This is a genomic window from Thermosulfuriphilus sp., assembly GCF_054026695.1.
In genome coordinates this window covers 41425-57835 of sequence record NZ_JBPMLP010000053.1, presented here as the reverse complement: position 1 = coordinate 57835, position 16411 = coordinate 41425, and the positions used below count along the sequence as shown (strand labels likewise).

Below are 16411 nucleotides of genomic sequence, written 5' to 3'. Positions count from 1 at the left end.
CTGTTTTAAGGGGTTTTTCAAGCCGGCAGAGATTTAAAACCTTCAGGGGTGAGCACAGGAAGGATCCGGAAAAGGTCCACCCGGGCACAAAAGGATACGTCTTGGGCCAAGCCCAGGGCCATCAGTCTTTGGGCATGACGGGAATATCTTATCACCTTGGCCGGATCATCTATGGATTGCCCCCAGTCCCGGGCCAACCAAGCAGAATCATTATCCGGCTTATACCCTGGAAGCCTTTTAAGAAGAAAAGCGGCGTAGAGGAAATCCTCCAGGGAAAAATGACCCTCGGTGCCGGCACACAGGACGACCAGCTCCTGATGCCTCTGGGCCGCCTGGACCACGGCCGAAAGATTCAAGAAGGCCCCGGCGACCACCTCGGAGGCCGAGGAGATGAGGCCTACAGCCTGGGTGCCATTAGTGGTGGTGAGAGCCACCCTTTTGCCAGCCACCAGATCCGGGGCCAAAAGGGGAGAGTTCCCCAGATCAAAGCCCTCCGGGGGGAGCCCCCCACGCTCCCCGGCCACCAAGTAGCCTTTCTCTTTAAGGGCTAAGGCCTCCTCAACCCCAACCACCGGACGAACGACCTCGGCCCCGAAAGCCAGGGCCGAGACAATAGTCGAGGTGGCCCGAAGGATATCCACCAGCACAACCAGACCATCAGTCTCTATCCGACGGGGCAGGGGCTCAACGAAGACTACCTTGGACATAATCAGGCCAAGACCCCCTTTAACTGCTTAAGTCTTTTAAGGCAGAGATTCATCCTCGCCCTGTCCCCTAGGACCTCATAGCACGCCGCCGCCCGAGCCAGGGCCTCAGGGGAGTTTTCAAAGGGCAGGAAACACTCCAGAGCCCGCCTAAAATCCCCAACGTTCATATAACTCACCCCCAGACAGACGTTAAGGGGTTCGCTTTGGGGAAAGTGTCTCCTGCCCTCCTCGAGAAAACGGATGGAATCTTTAAAACGCCGCCTCTGCTGATAAATGACCCCCAGCCCCAGATAGGCATGATGATCAGGATGATACTTAAGGGCCCTGAGAAAGAGCCTCTCTGCAATAATCTCCTTATTCTTGATCTGGGGGATCCGGGCATAGTCTCCGTAACGAAAGGTCATGGCCAAGCGGGAGAGAAAGTCAGCATGATAGGGATAAAGCTCCTTTTTATCAACCAAAGAGATATCTTCGACAAAACGAGGCAGGTGACGGTAGTATTCCTTCTTAAGCCTCCGTCCTAAAGCCAGGACCTTTTCGGCCGAAAGTTGGGGATCGGTCTCATGATACATGATATCTTCTATCCGCTTAAGCCAGATGTCATCAGTGGCCCCGGTACGTCTTTTAAAATCCTCATAAAGGGCCGTTCCCGGATAGATATCCAGGATATAAAAGACCGCTCCTAGGGGCTTTATCTCCAGCATAAGGTCTATGCTTTCCTGAATGGTCTTCTGGCTCTCCCCCGGAGAGCCGTAGATAAAATAGGCCCGAGGAAGAATGCCATAGCTCCTAGTAAGGGCAAAGGCCTTCTTTATGGCCTCGGTGGCCAGCTTTTTATTGAAGAAGCGGCGGACCTTCTCGGAGCCACTTTCCACCCCAAAGCTTATCTGGATACAGCCCGCCAGGCGCATCCAATAGAGAATATCTTCGTCTATACAGTCAACCCGGGAGATGGCCTGCCAAGTGATCGGAAGACGACGACGCAAGATCTCCCGGCAGATCTCAATCACCCGATCCTTCTTAAAGGTAAAGGTGTCATCGGAAACATAAAAAAATTTAACCCCTTTCCGATAAAGGAGTTCCAACTGGTCAACAAAGTATCCCGGAGAATGGAAACGCACCCTTCGGCCCCAAAAGCGGGGAGAACCGCAGAAGGTGCAGTTATAGGGGCAGCCCCGGGCCGAGACTACATGCTGGAAGGTAAAATAGCGGGCTGGGTTGGGTAGAGAATCAATATCTTCTATGGGATCAGGATCCCCGGTCTTAATCAGGCCATCCCTTCCCCGAAAGGCCAACCCCTTGATGGTTATCAGACGCCCCTCAAGGCCTTCTCGGTCTCCTTCAAGGGCCTTGATGAGCCTGAAGAAGGTGTATTCCCCTTCACCAATGACGACATAGTCGATCTCCTTAAAATGGGTCAGGAAATGCTCCCAAAGAAAGCTGGCCCCCACTCCTCCCAAGACCGTCTTCACCTCAGGATTCAGTTCCTTAGCCACCCGAGCAATGTCAATCGCCCCCCAACGGTTGGCGTTAAAGATGGAAAAACCGATCACATCGGGGTTTTGATCTTTGAGGATCTGCCGAATTTTGGCCGGGGTCTTGTTGATGTTGTACCAGTTTAGAACCTCGACCTGATAGCCCTTTTCTCTGAGAAAAGCGGCAATATAGTAAACACCAATGGGCACCGGTCGGACGTCATCATCCCGGGGACGCTCTTCAAGGCAATAAGGATAGATAAGAAGAATTTTCATAAAAAGTTACAAAAAGAACAAATATTTAAACAACAATCGTTAAGAGCGAAGAAGATATCAGCTCCGCCAGGGCTGTCAAGTAAGAAGCTCGTCCATTATCAGGGAGGATCTTGGAGGACCAGTGGTTTCCGGGGCCAGATCCCTTCCCCTTAGCTAGGCTTCATGATAATAGGCCTGACGTGAAACCCTTTGTCTTCCTGGACACCATAAAAAAGGACTCCGAAAACCGACGCAGCCTCCTCTTTAAAGCCCCGGTGAGGGAGATCCAGATCTTTTCTGACCGAGACCTCAAAGCCCTGGAGGAGGCCCTGGCCGAAGGCCTCTGGGTGGCCGGCTACCTCAACTATGAGTTTGGCTACCTCCTTGAACCAAGGCTAGGCCCACTGGCCACCGGCCTCAAGGGACCTTTGGGCTGGTTTGGAGCCTTTGAAGCCCCAGAGATTCTCCCCCCAGGAGAGATCCCCTTTTGGGGGAGCGAAGAGAGCTTGGGGAGCGAAGAGAGCTTTGAGATTTCAGAACCTGAGGCCAACATTTCTTTAGAGGACTATATATTAGCTATTAATCAAATTAAAGAATTTGTCGCTTCTGGAGATACTTATCAAGTAAACTTCACCTTTAAGCTCAAGTTTAGTTATTGGGGATCACCCTTTAGTCTCTATATGAGACTTAGGCGTCATCAACCTGTCTCTTACGCCGCTTTGATCTTTGACGGCCAGGGCCATATCCTCTCTCTTTCCCCAGAGCTTTTTTTTCGCTGCCAGGACAAAAGGATCTGGTCCCGGCCCATGAAGGGAACGGCCCCCCGGGGAAGGACCCTGGATGAAGATGAAGCCATCTCCCGGAACCTCAGAAAAGACCCTAAGAACCGGGCCGAAAACGTGATGATCGTTGATCTTATCCGCAATGACCTCTCGCGAATATGCCAGCGGGCAAGCGTCTATGTCCCCCGGCTCTTTGAGGTGGAACGTTATCGTACTGTCCACCAGATGACCTCTACGGTTTTGGGTGAGCTTGGGGAAGGAGGCGGAGTGGCCGGAATTCTCAGGGCCCTTTTTCCTTGCGGCTCAGTAACCGGGGCCCCCAAGATTAGGACCATGGAGATCATTGCCGAGCTTGAAAAAGAGCCCCGGGGGCTCTACACCGGGGCCATTGGTTTCTTTTCTCCGAGGGGAGAGGCCTGTTTCAACGTGGCCATAAGGACCGTCTTTCTCAGGGACGGCCGAGGAGAGATGGGGATTGGAAGCGGGATTGTCTATGACTCCGAGGCCCTTAGTGAGTATCAGGAGTGTCTCCTTAAGGGGAGATTTCTGGTTGAGGATCTGCCCGACTTTTTCCTCATCGAAACCATGCTCCTTGAAGAGGGGAGGATCTTCCTCCTCAAAAGGCACCTTAAGAGGCTTCGAGCCTCAGCGGCCTATTTTGACTTCCTCTTTGAGGAAAGAAGGCTCCTTGAAGACCTGAAGGTCCTGGCTCGCTCCAGGCCCAGAGGCAAACACCGGGTTCGAATCCTGCTCGCCGAAGATGGTAACTATCGGCTCGAATGCACCCCCCTTAAAGGGAGCAGCCAAGTTTTCTGGCGCTTTGGGCTGGCTGAAGAAAGGGTCAATTCCAGAGATCCGTTTCTTTACCATAAAACCACCCACCGGTCCCTTTACGACAGATGGCGGGATGAGGCCTCCTGCCTGGGGCTTGAGGAAATAGTCTTTCTAAACGAAAGGGGAGAGCTTACTGAGGGGACCATCAGCAATATCTTCATTGAGTTTAAGGGCACCCTCTATACCCCACCCCTTACCTCTGGACTTCTCCCGGGCACTTTGAGGGCAGAGCTTCTAGAGAAAGGGTTGTGCCGAGAGAAGGTCCTTTATCCAGAAGATCTCCGCCGGGCCTCAAGGATCTTTCTGGGTAACTCTGTAAGAGGGCTTATCCCCGCAGGATTTGTCAAGACGATCAAATAGGCCGGGGATTGATCAGGCCTTCAATAAATTTGTGCCCTCTGGCTTTTTTGAGCAATCGGCAAGGAGGTCAACTATGAAGAAGACAAAGATCGGCTTTATTGGTTTGGGAATCATGGGGACACCCATGGCAGGCAATCTTTTAAAAGGGGGATTTGAGCTCCTCGTCTACAACCGCACGGCCTCAAAGGCAATGTCCCTCGTCAAGGCCGGGGCCAGGTTAGCCCGAAGCCCCAGAGATCTGGCCCGGGAATCAGAGGTGATCATCCTCATGGTCACTGGGCCGGAGGCCATAGAGGAACTGCTCAGCGGCCCTGAGGGGATCTTTGCGGCCGACCTTGACGGCAAGGTCATCATCAACATGAGCACTGTATTTCCGGCCTACAGCCGGGAGCTTGACCGCCGCATCCAGGACCACGGAGCCATCTTCATCGACGCCCCGGTCTCTGGCTCCCGGAAGCCGGCTGAAGAGGGGGCCTTGATTATCTTGGCCGGAGGTCCAGAGGAGGAAATTGAGCGTCTCCAGACGCTATTTCTCTCTTTGGGGAAAAAGGTCATCTACTGCGGCCCAGCAGGTCAGGGATCGGCCATGAAGATGGTTGTCAATCTCCTTCTGGCGGTAATGATGGAAGGCCTAGCCGAGGCCATCAACCTGGGAGAGGCCTGCGGTCTTAAGACCGAGAGCATCCTGGAGACGATCCTCTCCGGACCCCTGGCCTGCGGGCTCTACAGACTTAAAGAGGAGATGTTTAAAAGAGGTTTCTTCCCGGCCCAGTTTCCCCTTAAACATATGCTCAAGGACCTCCGCTACATCCTGAAGACAGCAGATGAGGCCGGGGCACCGGTTCCCTCTGGACACACTGTCTTTCAGCTTTATCGTCAGGCAGCCGGAAGGGGCTTGGCCGAGGATGATTTTGCCGCCGTCAAGGTTCTGCTAGGGGCCTTAAATGATCAGGACAGAAGGTGACCGTTGTTTTCTGGTTTACACCCGGAGCTGTTTTGCGCTAGTTCTAAGATCGTTCCAGCCCAGAGGTGGAGAACCAGATGATCCATGCTAAGAGGCTTAAAGACGGTCGCCGACTGGCCTTGATTTTTCTTTTGGCCGCCCTGGTGGTGGTCTTTGTCTGGGCAGTCCTCCTCATCCGGCACCGTTTAAATTACGCCATCAGCAACGCGGTCTTTGTCGAGACAGAGGGTCTTATTAATCTGGGATTCGATAGGGTCAGCGGCCGAATAGTGAAGCTTAACAAAAACGAAGGGGACTGGGTGAAGGCCGGAGAGGTTCTGGCCGAGATTGAGGCCCGAGATTACAGACTCCAGACGGAAAGGATCTTGGCCGAACTTAAGGCCCTCAAGGAAGAAGAGGCCCGAAGAGAGATCTCCCTCCGACGTCTGGACCAGGAGGTCCGTCTGAAGAAGGCCATCGCCCAAGACAAGGCCCGCGGTCTTAAGGAGGAATTGTCTTCCCTTGAGGCCAAGATCAAAGGGATCTCGTCCACCATCGATCAGCTCCGACGGGACAGAGACCGTTTCAGCAGTCTTTATCAGGCCCAGGTGGTCTCCAAAAGACGACTTGAGGCCATTGAAACTAAGCTGGCCGAAAAAGAGGCCGAAAAGGAGGCCCTTTTGGCCCAAAAAAGATCCCTTTATGCCGCACTTTCGGCGGCCCGTAAGGAGATCCGTTTGGCCGAGGCCCAGGAACTAAGGATCAAAGAGGGACAACGGGATCTGGCCAGCCTGAAGGAGAGGATTGTCGCCACCGAGGCCCGGCTGGCTGAGGTCCGGCGTCTGGTAGCCTACTGCCAGCTTAAAAGCCCTATTTCTGGCCGGATAGCCAAGAAGTATCGGAGTCTTGGAGATGTTGTCCGCCCCGGGGCCCCGGTCTACGCCTTGGTGGACCCCTCAGATATCTACATCCTCGTGTTACTTGAGGAAAACAAGCTCAGGGGAGTAAAAGAAGGGTGTCCGGCAAAAATCACCATTGACGCCTATCCAGGAGAGATTTTCAGGGGAATTGTCAGCGAGATCCTTCCCACCTCGGCGGCCAAGTTTGCCCTTGTCCCCCGGGACATCTCTGCCGGAGAGTTTACCAAGGTGGCCCAGAGAATCCCTATAAAGATCAAGATTACCGAGGGGCCAGTGGAACTCCTCAAAATAGGACTTGGAGGCGAGGTGGAAATCAGACGTCAGCCATGAAACCCGAGCTTCGCCCCATCTACGAGACGATCTCCCCGATCCGAAGGGCCATTTTGACCTTTATCGTCATGATCGGGGCCTTCATGGCCATTCTGGACACCACCATCGTTGATGTCGTCATCCCCAAGATGATGGCCCCTTTGGCCACTGATCTCTATGGCATCCAGTGGGTAATTACGGCCTATATGACGGCGGCGGCCGTGGGGCTCCTCCTCATAGAGTCTCTGGCCCGAATCTGGGGGCTTAAAAGGCTCTTCCTCGTTGGCCTGATCACTTTTACCGTCTCAAGTGCCCTCTGTGGCCAAGCCACGGGCCTGGCGGAAATGATTACCTCCCGTGTGGCCCAGGGTCTGGGAGAGGCCTTTATCATGGCCTCGGCTCAGACGATACTCCTGAGCATCTATCCACCACCGCGGCGGGGACTGGCCATGGGGATCTTCAGCCTGGGAGTAAGCTTTGCCCCGGCCCTGGGGCCAACCCTAGGTGGCTGGATCACCGAACACCTATCTTGGCGATGGGTATTTTATGTCAATCTCCCGGTGGGCACCCTTAACTTTCTGGCCGCAGCCGCCCTCTTGCCTAGGGTCTTGGCCAGAAAGGGAAGGCTGGAGTTTAATTTCATAAGTTATCTTTTCCTGGCCACCTTTACCGTCTCCCTTCTCGTCCTCCTCTCAAAGGGGCAACAATTGGGATGGTTCCAGGCCGATCTTATCGTCTATCTTGGCTTTGTGGCCCTTATTGCCGGGATACTTTATCTCATCTCCGAACTTCTCTCCCCTAGGCCTTTGATCGATTTTTCCATCTTTGCCCGGCGGGAATATGGTCTTTCTATGGGCTTTTATTTCTTCGTCCTTGGTTTTTCTATGTATCAAATCTTCTACCTGCTGCCGCTTTATTACGAAAATCTAAAATATCTCTCCACCTTTCAGACCGGCCTTCATATGCTCGCCTTTGCCATCTTCATTGGAATTTTTTCACCTATATCAGGATTTTTGAGTGACCGAATCGGCCCGGAAAAGGTCTTAAGCCTATGCTTGGTAATCTATCTTTTCACGGCTTATTTCCTCATCCCCTCACTTAATTATTACACCCCGGCCACCAAGGCCGCCCTTCTGACCATCCCCTTCGGGATCTCACTGGGGACCTTTTTTGCCCCCCTTACAGCCCAGGCCTTAAGAAATCTGGGTGACAAGACCAGCCTGGGGGTCAGTCTGATGCACTATCTTCGTTTTGTTGGGGGCTCCTTTGGAACAGCAATCGCCACCAATACCCTCAAAAAACGCTGGGCTTTTCATTACGAGGAGATAAGCGCTCTTCAAAACACCTATCACGTAACCAGATTCCTTGAATCGAGCACCGAACGTCTGAGAGTCTTCTTCCCCGAGGACCTGGCTGCCCAAAAGGCCAAGGCCCTTCTTTACTATGCCCAGGGGATTCAGAGCCTAAGCCATGCCTTCCAGGACACCTTCAGACACAGCTTCTACTTTGCCCTTCTAGGAAGTGCCTTTCTGGTTCTCCTTCTGATTTTAAAGGCCAAAGACCAGGGCCGCCTTTTTGGGCGGCCCCACAACGCCCCTGGCCTAGACAACAAAGGCCCCCAGGAGCTCTTTGAGCCTTAGGGCCTGTTCTTCGAGCTGTTTGGCCGTCCGTTGGGCCATCTCTGAACCCTGGGCCGTCTGGGAGCTGGCCTCGGTGATCCCCTCACTCTGATTGACCAGATCCGAAGAATGGCTAGCCACGGCCTGGGCATTACGGCTGACCTCATTGACCACCGCTGTCTGCTCCTCTACGGCCGCAGCCACATTGTTGGCCAGCTCGGTAACCGAATCAATGACCTCGGCGTTTCGGGAAGTGGCCGAAGAGACCTCTTCCACCCTGGCCAGGAGATCATTTACGGCGGCTTCGATCTGTTTGACCAGCTTTTCGGTCTGCTGGGCCAGGTCTTTGACCTCGCCGGCCACCACGGCAAAGCCTTTGCCGGCCTCCCCGGCCCGGGCGGCCTCGATGGTGGCATTGAGAGCCAGGAGATTGGTCTGCTGGGCGATATCACCGATAAGTTTGCTGATCTCGCCAATCTGGCGCGAGGCGCTATTTAACCCCTCCACGGCAGTCAGAGCCTGGGCCGATTCCTCCCGGGCATCCTGAGCCTTCTGGCTGGCCGAGCTGGTATGGCGGGATATCTCTGAGATGGTGGCCGTCATCTCCTCCATGGCCGCAGCCACACTCTGGACTTGTTCTCCCACGGCCCGAGCCGCCCTGGAGACCTCCTCGGACTGGGCCTGTCCCTCCACGGCTGTGCTGGCCAGCTGTTGAGCTAGGCTGCTCAACTGAGAGACTTCCTCGGCGACCTTTTCGCCAGAGACACGGGCCTCTTTAATCAGGATCTGGATGCGTTCGATAAAGCGATTTACCAGCCGGGCCAGCTCATCAAGCTCGGTCTGGCCGCGGACAGGAATCCTCTTGGTGAGGTCGGCCTCGCCGGTGGCTACCTCTCGAACCCGACCAGTAACCTCGGCCAACTTGCCACTGATGCCCAAAAAGACCGCCAGACCAATCAAGAGCCCGACCAGAAGAATGGCCCCCAAGGAAAAGGCCAACTCCTTTAAGAGCTCGTCAGCCTTGGCCTGAGCAAAGGCCGCCCCGTCTTCATTGAGTTTTTTGACGATCTTTTTGAACTCAAGGGCCAGAGAGTCAAGCCTCCCGGCAGAATCCACCAAGGACTGCCTCCGGGTGTCAAGGCCCGGGCCTTGGCCCCCGGAGCCCAAGGCCCTAAAGTAGCCTTCGGCCCGTTGATCATAGGTGGCATAGACCCCCTTGAAATCATTGATAAGCCCCTTGGCCTGGACGATAAGGCTGTCTTCGTAATCCGAAAGGCGATCGTATCTTTCAAGAAGGGCCTCGGTTTCCCCAATGAGTTCTTTTATCTTGCGGGAATTCTCAAAGAAAGTTGCTCCGGTGTTGTCGGCCCGGCTAAGCCCTGTCTGGACCTTCTGGTTGGCCAGTAAGGTCTCGATACTGGTCATAAGGGCTGTTAGAGGAATGTTCCCCTCGACTATAGTAGTCACTGTTCGCCCCATGGTCCTAGTAGCCTTGACGGCTAAGATCCCCACCAAGACAATCATCAGGGAAAAATAGACGACCAAGGCAAAAATAGTGTATTTAATCTTAAACTTTTCTAAAATTCTTTGAAAAAACGACAAACTACTACTCATAAAACAAGCCTCCTTTATTTTGTGATTCTTTTCACCCAATTATATAGATATTAATTAGTTAGTAGTTTAATCTTTCAGATTAAAGTCAACAAATAACAACTGCCATCAAGCTCATATATCGGTTCAGAGAAGAGAAATATAAAGGTTAAAGAGAACTTTACACACTTTTGTCAAAACTAGTTAAACTGATTAAGAGTACAATAGGAATTCCCAGTCTTAATTAAATTGAATTAAAGAATTTGTTTAGGCGTTTTTATTAAGGGCAGGGATCCTTGACGAGGGGCCAGTCTTCCGGAGGGACACCGGAGGCAATGGCCCGGGCCAGATCTTTTACCTGAGAGAGGGCCAAGGGGTGTTCTCTGATGGCCCCCTGGGCCTCGATTCCCCGATAAAAAAGCCCCCCTAGGTAATGGGCGTCTATGGCATCAAAGAAGTAACGGATCGTCCGCTGAGGACCCTCAAAGAGCCTTCTCCCCTTGGTAGCCCCCAGGGAGAAAAAGATTCCCAGACGGGTCTTCGGGGAAGGGCGCCGACCAAGACGGTACTTGGCCACCCAGAAGGCCTGACTCCTCTCTACCAGGGCCTGGGTATAGGCGGTGATATTATAGAAAAAGATAGGCGAGGCGACGATGATCAGTTCGGCCTCGGCCATAAGGGGGTAGATCTCCCGCATGTCATCATCAAGGATGCACTCTCCGGTCTCATCACAACCACCACATTCAAGACAGGGGCTGATCCGCCTCCTGACCAAGGGGACAAAGTCCACCTGCCCCCCTGCCTCCTCAAAGGCTTCAAGCCAAGCCCGAGAAAGAATATCCGTATTTCCTCCTGACCGGGGGCTTCCCATAAAAAACAAGGTTTTCATAAAATCTCCTTCAAAAGAGAAATCCTAAAATTAGGAGGAATCTTAAATGATAGGTCATGGCAGTCAAGAAAAGATCTCTCCAGAGAATGTCTTGTGAGGACTAAAGATAAGGAAAGGGCTGGATAATCGAGCCTGATTGCCCCTCCCTCATAGGAGATACCAGACCTGAAGATCTCTTTGGCCCCATAGACTTTGAGCCAGAGAAGCCTCCCCCTGGCATCCATGGCCAGACGAATGGTTGATCCTTCGGAATCAAGAACGAGAAAAAAACTGTCGGCCTTTTTTCTGACCAATCGAATCCGGCCCCAACGGGGATCAAAACGCCCCCAGAGAAGGCCTTGGGGATACTGCAGAAGCCTCAAAGGGAAAAGACCTTCCAGGGAACCTTTTATGGCCCGGGCCTCTAAAGGAAGAGCGAGCAAGAGTTGACCGCCGGTCAGATAGGCCACCATGATCGGAAGACCCAGGGGAGAGGGGATATCAAGCCGCAGACAATCATCTTGAGCACTTATTATGGCCTGGCCGGCAAGGTTTTTGTGGGCAATAGAGAGCTGAAAGGAAAAAGAGCCCCTAAGGCCTTCTGGTGGTGGGGGAATGATCTCTGGCCACTGACCCCGGGGGATGGTCTTCAAAGGGCTACAGGCCCAAAGGGTCAGAAAGAGACCCAGGCTAAGGCTCCAGGTCTTCAAGCATCTCCAGACGTTCACGGGTCTTTTTGATCTTTTTTTTAAGACGCTTGTGATCCTTGTCTTTTTGGTAAAGGGATCGAGCCTTCTCGTAATATTTGAGAGCCCGCTGGTAGTAACCAAGTTTTACACAGACGTCGGCCAGATGTTCGTTGATGATGGGATCATCCGGAGTGAGAGAAACGGCCTTTTTAAGCTCCTGGAAGGCCTTTTTGTATTGTCCCTTTCGGTAATAAACCCAACCGAGGCTATCGATGATGTAGCCATCATTAGGCCGGGCCTTAAGGGCTTTTTTGATCATCTCCTCGGCCTCATCAAGCTTTATCCCCATATCGGCCCAGGTGTAGCCAACAAAGTTAAGAGCTGCTGGATTCTCTGGCTCCTTCTCCAAGACTTTGAGGGCTACCTTAAGGGCTTCCTCTCTCCGAGAGGCTCGCTCGAGAATATAAGCCAGTTCAAGGAGAAGAGAGGTATCTTCGGGAACAAGCTTAAGAGCCTCCCGAATCGCTTCTTCAGCCTTGTCAAAACGCCCCTGACTCTCATAAATCGAAGCCAAGGTCCTGCGGAACTGGACCTTGTCAGGAAATCTCTTGATGGCTCCCTCAAGAAGAAAGACGGCCTCGTCCTCTTTGCCCAACCGGCTCAGGCAGAGGGCCTGCCGGTTCAGGGCCTCGGAGTAAAAGTTTGAGTCTTCAGAGATCGTAGCGTATTGGGAGATGGCTTTTTTAAGGTCCCCTTTGGTCTCGTAGGCCAGCCCGAGATAGAAATGAATCCGAGGATCATCAGGAAGTTTTCTCTGCAAATCCTCAAGGATGGCGATAGACCTATCAACCTCGTTGGCCTCAAGGAGGATCAGGGCCCCCCGTATAAGGCTGGCCACCAGAGAATCATCCATTTGTTTTAGATCCCATCTCTTAAGCAACTCCTGGGCCTCTTTGGCCTTCCCCTGACGCACGAGAAGATCAAGTATCCGGGACAGGGCCTCATGGCAGGGGGGGCTACTCCTTAGGCACTCCTGATAGGTGGCCAGGGCCTGATCGGGCCGGCCAATTAGCTCGTAGAGGTGGGCTAGCTCCAACCAGACGCCCTCAAAGCGCGGATTAAGTTCTATGGTCCGCCGGTATTCCTTGATAGCTTGATCATAGTCCTTCATCTGACGATAGATTCGGGCCAGATAATAATGCCCCATAAAGGAGTCCTCTTTTACCTTCAGAAAACGCTTCAGGGTCTCAATAGCCTCTTTGTAGCGCCTATTTTCAGCATAGATGCTCGAGATCAGCATCAAGGCCTCGGTCTGGTCGGGAGCAACCTCAAGGGCCTTCTCCAGAGTGGCCACGGCCCTCTCATACCGCCCCTGCGAGGCATAAAGACGGCCCAGAATAATAAGAATAGATACATTTTGGGGATCCTTCTTGGAGGCCTTCTCAGCATATTTCAGGGCCTGCTTGAGTTTGTTCTGAGTAGCATAGATCCGGGCTAGCTCTTCAAGGGGCAAGACGGCCTCGGGATCAAGACGGATCAAGCGTTCAAAGGAATCAATGGCCTCATCAATATGGCCGACACTGGCCGCATACTCTCCCCGCAAAAACTGATAATAGGCCTCTGCCCGGGGGCTTAAATCAGGATAGGCCAGGGCCGGGGAGACCAGAGAAAACAGACCTATCAGGGCCAAGCTAAGACGCTTCCAGGGCCAGAGGATAGTTCTCAATGTCTGGTAATCTCTCCTGTAGGAATTTTTTGAGCTTCTTAAGTAGCCTTTCTTCAATTTGACGGACCCGCTCTCTGGATATCCCAAAGCGGGAACCTATCTGCTGAAGGGTCAGGGGATCTTCGGCTAAAAGTCGTTCCTCAAAGATGACCTTCTCCTTGTCCTTGAGCCCGCGGCCAAACTCCGCCAGCACCTGACGGAGTCTTTCGCCGACCTCATCTCGGGCCACTTGATCCTCCACTGGAGGATCGTTGCTGGGGAGGAAATCCTGATATTTCTCATCCGAATCCTCCCTTACAGGGGCATCAAGGGAGACCTCCCAGGCCCCCATACGTTGCTCCATCTCGATGACATCCTTTTCTTTGACCTTGAGCCTCTCAGAGATGAGCTTTGAAGACGGCTCAAAGCCGAGAGCATCCAGACGATCTTTTTCCTTCTTCAAATTGTAGAAAAGTTTCCGTTGAGCCTGGGTGGTACCAATCTTTACCAAGCGCCAGTTATCCATAATGAACTTAAGGATATAGGCCTTGATCCAAAAGGAGGCATAGTAGGAGAACTTGACCCCCCGATAAGGATCAAACTTCTTGACAGCCTGCATAAGGCCAATGTTGCCCTCTTGGATGAGATCAAGAAAATTCTGCATCCAGAATTTTTGAAAATCCAAGGCTATTTTAACCACCAGACGGAGATTGGAGGTGACCAGCTTGTAAGCCAGACGTGGATCCCGACTGTGGTAATACTCTTTGGTTAGTTGCTCCTCTTCCTCCCGGCTAAGAAGAGGATAGCGACTGATCTCAGCCAGATAACGCTGGAGAGGATCTGTGGTAACCGGAGCTAGGTCCTCTTCCGAAGAGGAGACCAAAACCGGAACAGTCTCAGTGACTGGCTGAGGCAAGGCCTTGATCTCTTCTTGCTCCTTGGCCTTTTTCTTGCGGCCACGACGTTTCTTCTTCGGGGACGGGTCCTTGGCTGACTTTAATTTGGCAGCTTTGACCATGAGACTCCTTCAGTCCATTGTTTTTTTGCTGGGAGAGCTTGACCTAAGAGGTGTTTGATCCTTTTCAATATCAGGTTTTCTAAAAGGAAACAAACTAATTTACTCCCACCAGATCCTCAAGGTGCTGGATTATCCTGCCAACCGGAATCTCTCCTGAGGCCAAGATCTGACCATCGACAACCACTACCGGAGGTTCAAGCATCCGGGAAAGCACGGCCATGGCTGCCTCGTGCCTTCGGGCCTGTTCGTCATGATTTACGTCAATATAGATGACCTCTGCCCGATTGCCAAACCTTTTGGCAACCTCTTCCTTCAAGAGGGCAAACTGCTCAGCAACTTCCTTTCCCATGCTGCAGCGGGCCGCCGGGCCGGGCATACAGGCCGCCCCAGTGCATTCAGCCACCAGACAAGGACGATCAAAGACCAATACCGACACCTGACTCATGCCGCTCTGAGCCCCCGCAAGCCATGCTTTTTAAGATATATCTGGATGGCCGAGATGGCCGCCGGAGTGACCCCCGAGATCCGGGAGGCCTGCCCTAGATTGGCAGGTCTGACTTTGGAGAGCTTCTCCCTTACCTCAGTAGACAGACCCGGAATCTGCCAGTAGTCGAGATCTTCCGGCAGTCTCATGGCCTCCCAACGTCTGAAACGCTCGATCTCCTCCCGCTGCCGGGCCACATACCCGGCATACTTGGTCTCTATTTCCACGGCCTCGGCCACCGGGGCAGGCAATTCGGCCAAAAAGGAATAGATTCGGGCCAGGGCCTCAAGACCTACCTCTGGTCGCCGCAGGAGATCAAAGAGGCTTACTGGCTCCTTAAGAGGAGAGCTACCTAGGTGCTCCAACATCTGGTTTATCCGGCCCGGATGAGCCTTCTCAAACCTAAGGCGGGAAAGTGTCTTTTCTAAAAGATCCTTCTTGGCCCGAAAACGGCGGTAATCTTCCTCGGCCACCAACCCCAAGCTCCAGCCCAGCTCGGTAAGTCGAAGATCGGCATTGTCTTCCCGGAGGAGTAATCTGTACTCGGCCCTTGAGGTAAACATCCGGTAGGGTTCTTTAGTGCCCTTGGTGACAAGATCATCAATGAGGACTCCGATATATCCCTGAGAGCGATCGATAATCACCGGCTCCTCTTCCTTCACGTATCTGGCAGCATTGATCCCGGCCACGATTCCCTGGGCCGCAGCCTCCTCATAGCCCGAGGTCCCGTTTATCTGCCCAGCCAGAAAGAGCCCGGCTACCAGTTTGGTCTCAAGGGAGGGCTTGAGCTGGATAGGATCAACATAGTCGTATTCGATGGCGTATCCTGGCCTTAGGATCTCGGCCTTCTCAAGGCCCTCAATACTTCTGACCATCATAAGTTGGACATCTACCGGAAGACTAGTGGAAATACCATTGGGATAGATCTCTATAGAATCGATCCCTTCGGGCTCCAAGAAGATCTGATGACGTTGTTTCTCCGGAAAGCGAAAAACCTTATCCTCAATAGAGGGACAATATCGGGCCCCAACCCCCTGGATGACTCCAGTAAATAGGGGGGAGCGGTGAGTGGCAGAACGGATGACCTCATGGGTTCGAGGATTAGTATAGGTTATGTAGCAAGGAAGCTGGGGCAAAAGGGGTCGTTTGCCCTGATTGGCAAAAGAGAAAAGAGGCGGAGGATCGTCACCGTATTGGACCTCAAGACGCCTGAAGTCAATGGTTCGGGCATCAAGACGGGGGGTAGTACCTGTCTTAAGGCGTCCAACCTCAAAACCCAGGGCCTTAAGGGTTTCCGAGAGCCGGTTGGAGGGAGGATCTCCCATGCGACCGGCCGGAAAATGTTTAAGGCCAATATGGATGAGGCCCTGGAGGAAGGTACCGGTGGTAATGACTACTGCCTTGGCCTCAAAGACCTCCCCCACCGAGCTCTCCACCCCAAAGATGCGCCTGTCCCTTACCAGCAGACGGGCTACCTTGGCCTGCTTTATATCCAGACGCTCTTGATCCTCAAGGACCCGGCGGATCCGGAGCTTGTAGCGGAGACGGTCGGCCTGAGCCCGGGTGGCCCGAACCGCCGGCCCCTTACTGGTATTGAGTCTCCGGAACTGGATCCCAGTCTCATCGATGTTTTTGGCCATGGCCCCTCCCAGGGCATCGATCTCCTTAACCAGATGCCCCTTGGCCAGACCGCCGATGGCCGGATTGCAGCTCATGGCCCCAATGTTGTCAAGGTTGATGGTCAGGACAAGGGTCTCACAGCCCATCTTGGCCGCCGCTAGGGCGGCCTCAACCCCCGCATGACCTGCCCCAACAACAATAACATCGTACTTTTTAGGATAGACTGACACGGT

13 protein-coding genes are annotated in these 16411 nt (G+C 53.2%); 4 read left to right on the top strand and 9 right to left on the bottom strand.

Annotated elements, in window-relative coordinates; genetic code table 11:
• Window positions 1–17 precede the first annotated feature (17 nt).
• Window positions 18–707 carry a 2-phosphosulfolactate phosphatase gene (locus tag ACXJJX_RS09510; RefSeq protein WP_456434358.1) on the bottom strand — a complete coding sequence of 230 codons (690 nt, stop codon included), beginning with the start codon at window positions 705–707 and terminating at the stop codon, window positions 18–20.
• Window positions 708–709: 2 nt separating this feature from the next.
• Window positions 710–2458: a B12-binding domain-containing radical SAM protein gene (locus tag ACXJJX_RS09505; protein ID WP_456434357.1), complete on the bottom strand. Its 1749-nt coding sequence runs from the start codon at window positions 2456–2458 to the stop codon at window positions 710–712.
• Between the two features lie 179 nt (window positions 2459–2637).
• On the opposite strand from ACXJJX_RS09505, the gene pabB reads away from it, so the two are divergent.
• The 4 genes from pabB (at window position 2638) to ACXJJX_RS09485 (ending at window position 8225) form a co-directional block, all read left to right on the top strand.
• Entirely contained in the window at window positions 2638–4413 is a 1776-nt protein-coding gene (gene pabB, locus ACXJJX_RS09500) for an aminodeoxychorismate synthase component I (RefSeq protein ID WP_456434356.1), read from the top strand.
• A gap of 31 nt (window positions 4414–4444) precedes the next feature.
• On the top strand, window positions 4445–5377 hold the full coding sequence (locus ACXJJX_RS09495; protein ID WP_456434355.1) for an NAD(P)-dependent oxidoreductase: 933 nt from the start codon (window positions 4445–4447) through the stop codon (window positions 5375–5377).
• 77 nt (window positions 5378–5454) lie between these two features.
• Window positions 5455–6606 carry an HlyD family secretion protein gene (locus ACXJJX_RS09490; protein WP_456434354.1) on the top strand — a complete coding sequence of 384 codons (1152 nt, stop codon included), beginning with the start codon at window positions 5455–5457 and terminating at the stop codon, window positions 6604–6606.
• Window positions 6603–8225: a DHA2 family efflux MFS transporter permease subunit gene (locus ACXJJX_RS09485; RefSeq protein WP_456434353.1), complete on the top strand. Its 1623-nt coding sequence runs from the start codon at window positions 6603–6605 to the stop codon at window positions 8223–8225. The genes ACXJJX_RS09490 and ACXJJX_RS09485 overlap by 4 nt, the downstream gene beginning before the upstream one ends.
• Here ACXJJX_RS09485 and ACXJJX_RS09480 read toward each other — a convergent pair.
• From ACXJJX_RS09480 to mnmG, 7 genes are all read right to left on the bottom strand, one after another.
• Window positions 8187–9818 (bottom strand): methyl-accepting chemotaxis protein, encoded by a 1632-nt coding sequence (locus ACXJJX_RS09480; protein ID WP_456434352.1) that lies wholly within the window; start codon window positions 9816–9818, stop codon window positions 8187–8189. The genes ACXJJX_RS09485 and ACXJJX_RS09480 overlap by 39 nt on opposite strands.
• A 256-nt stretch (window positions 9819–10074) precedes the next feature.
• Window positions 10075–10683 (bottom strand): flavodoxin family protein, encoded by a 609-nt coding sequence (locus ACXJJX_RS09475; protein ID WP_456434351.1) that lies wholly within the window; start codon window positions 10681–10683, stop codon window positions 10075–10077.
• Window positions 10680–11372 carry a hypothetical protein gene (locus ACXJJX_RS09470; protein ID WP_456434350.1) on the bottom strand — a complete coding sequence of 231 codons (693 nt, stop codon included), beginning with the start codon at window positions 11370–11372 and terminating at the stop codon, window positions 10680–10682. Before ACXJJX_RS09470 ends, ACXJJX_RS09475 begins: the two co-directional genes overlap by 4 nt.
• Entirely contained in the window at window positions 11353–13077 is a 1725-nt protein-coding gene (locus ACXJJX_RS09465; RefSeq protein ID WP_456434349.1) for a tetratricopeptide repeat protein, read from the bottom strand. The genes ACXJJX_RS09470 and ACXJJX_RS09465 overlap by 20 nt, the downstream gene beginning before the upstream one ends.
• Entirely contained in the window at window positions 13043–14074 is a 1032-nt protein-coding gene (locus ACXJJX_RS09460; protein WP_456434348.1) for a sigma-70 family RNA polymerase sigma factor, read from the bottom strand. Before ACXJJX_RS09460 ends, ACXJJX_RS09465 begins: the two co-directional genes overlap by 35 nt.
• A 94-nt stretch (window positions 14075–14168) precedes the next feature.
• Window positions 14169–14519 (bottom strand): DUF1462 family protein, encoded by a 351-nt coding sequence (locus ACXJJX_RS09455; protein ID WP_456434347.1) that lies wholly within the window; start codon window positions 14517–14519, stop codon window positions 14169–14171.
• Window positions 14516–16408: a tRNA uridine-5-carboxymethylaminomethyl(34) synthesis enzyme MnmG gene (gene mnmG, locus ACXJJX_RS09450; RefSeq protein WP_456434346.1), complete on the bottom strand. Its 1893-nt coding sequence runs from the start codon at window positions 16406–16408 to the stop codon at window positions 14516–14518. Before mnmG ends, ACXJJX_RS09455 begins: the two co-directional genes overlap by 4 nt.
• Window positions 16409–16411 lie beyond the last annotated feature (3 nt).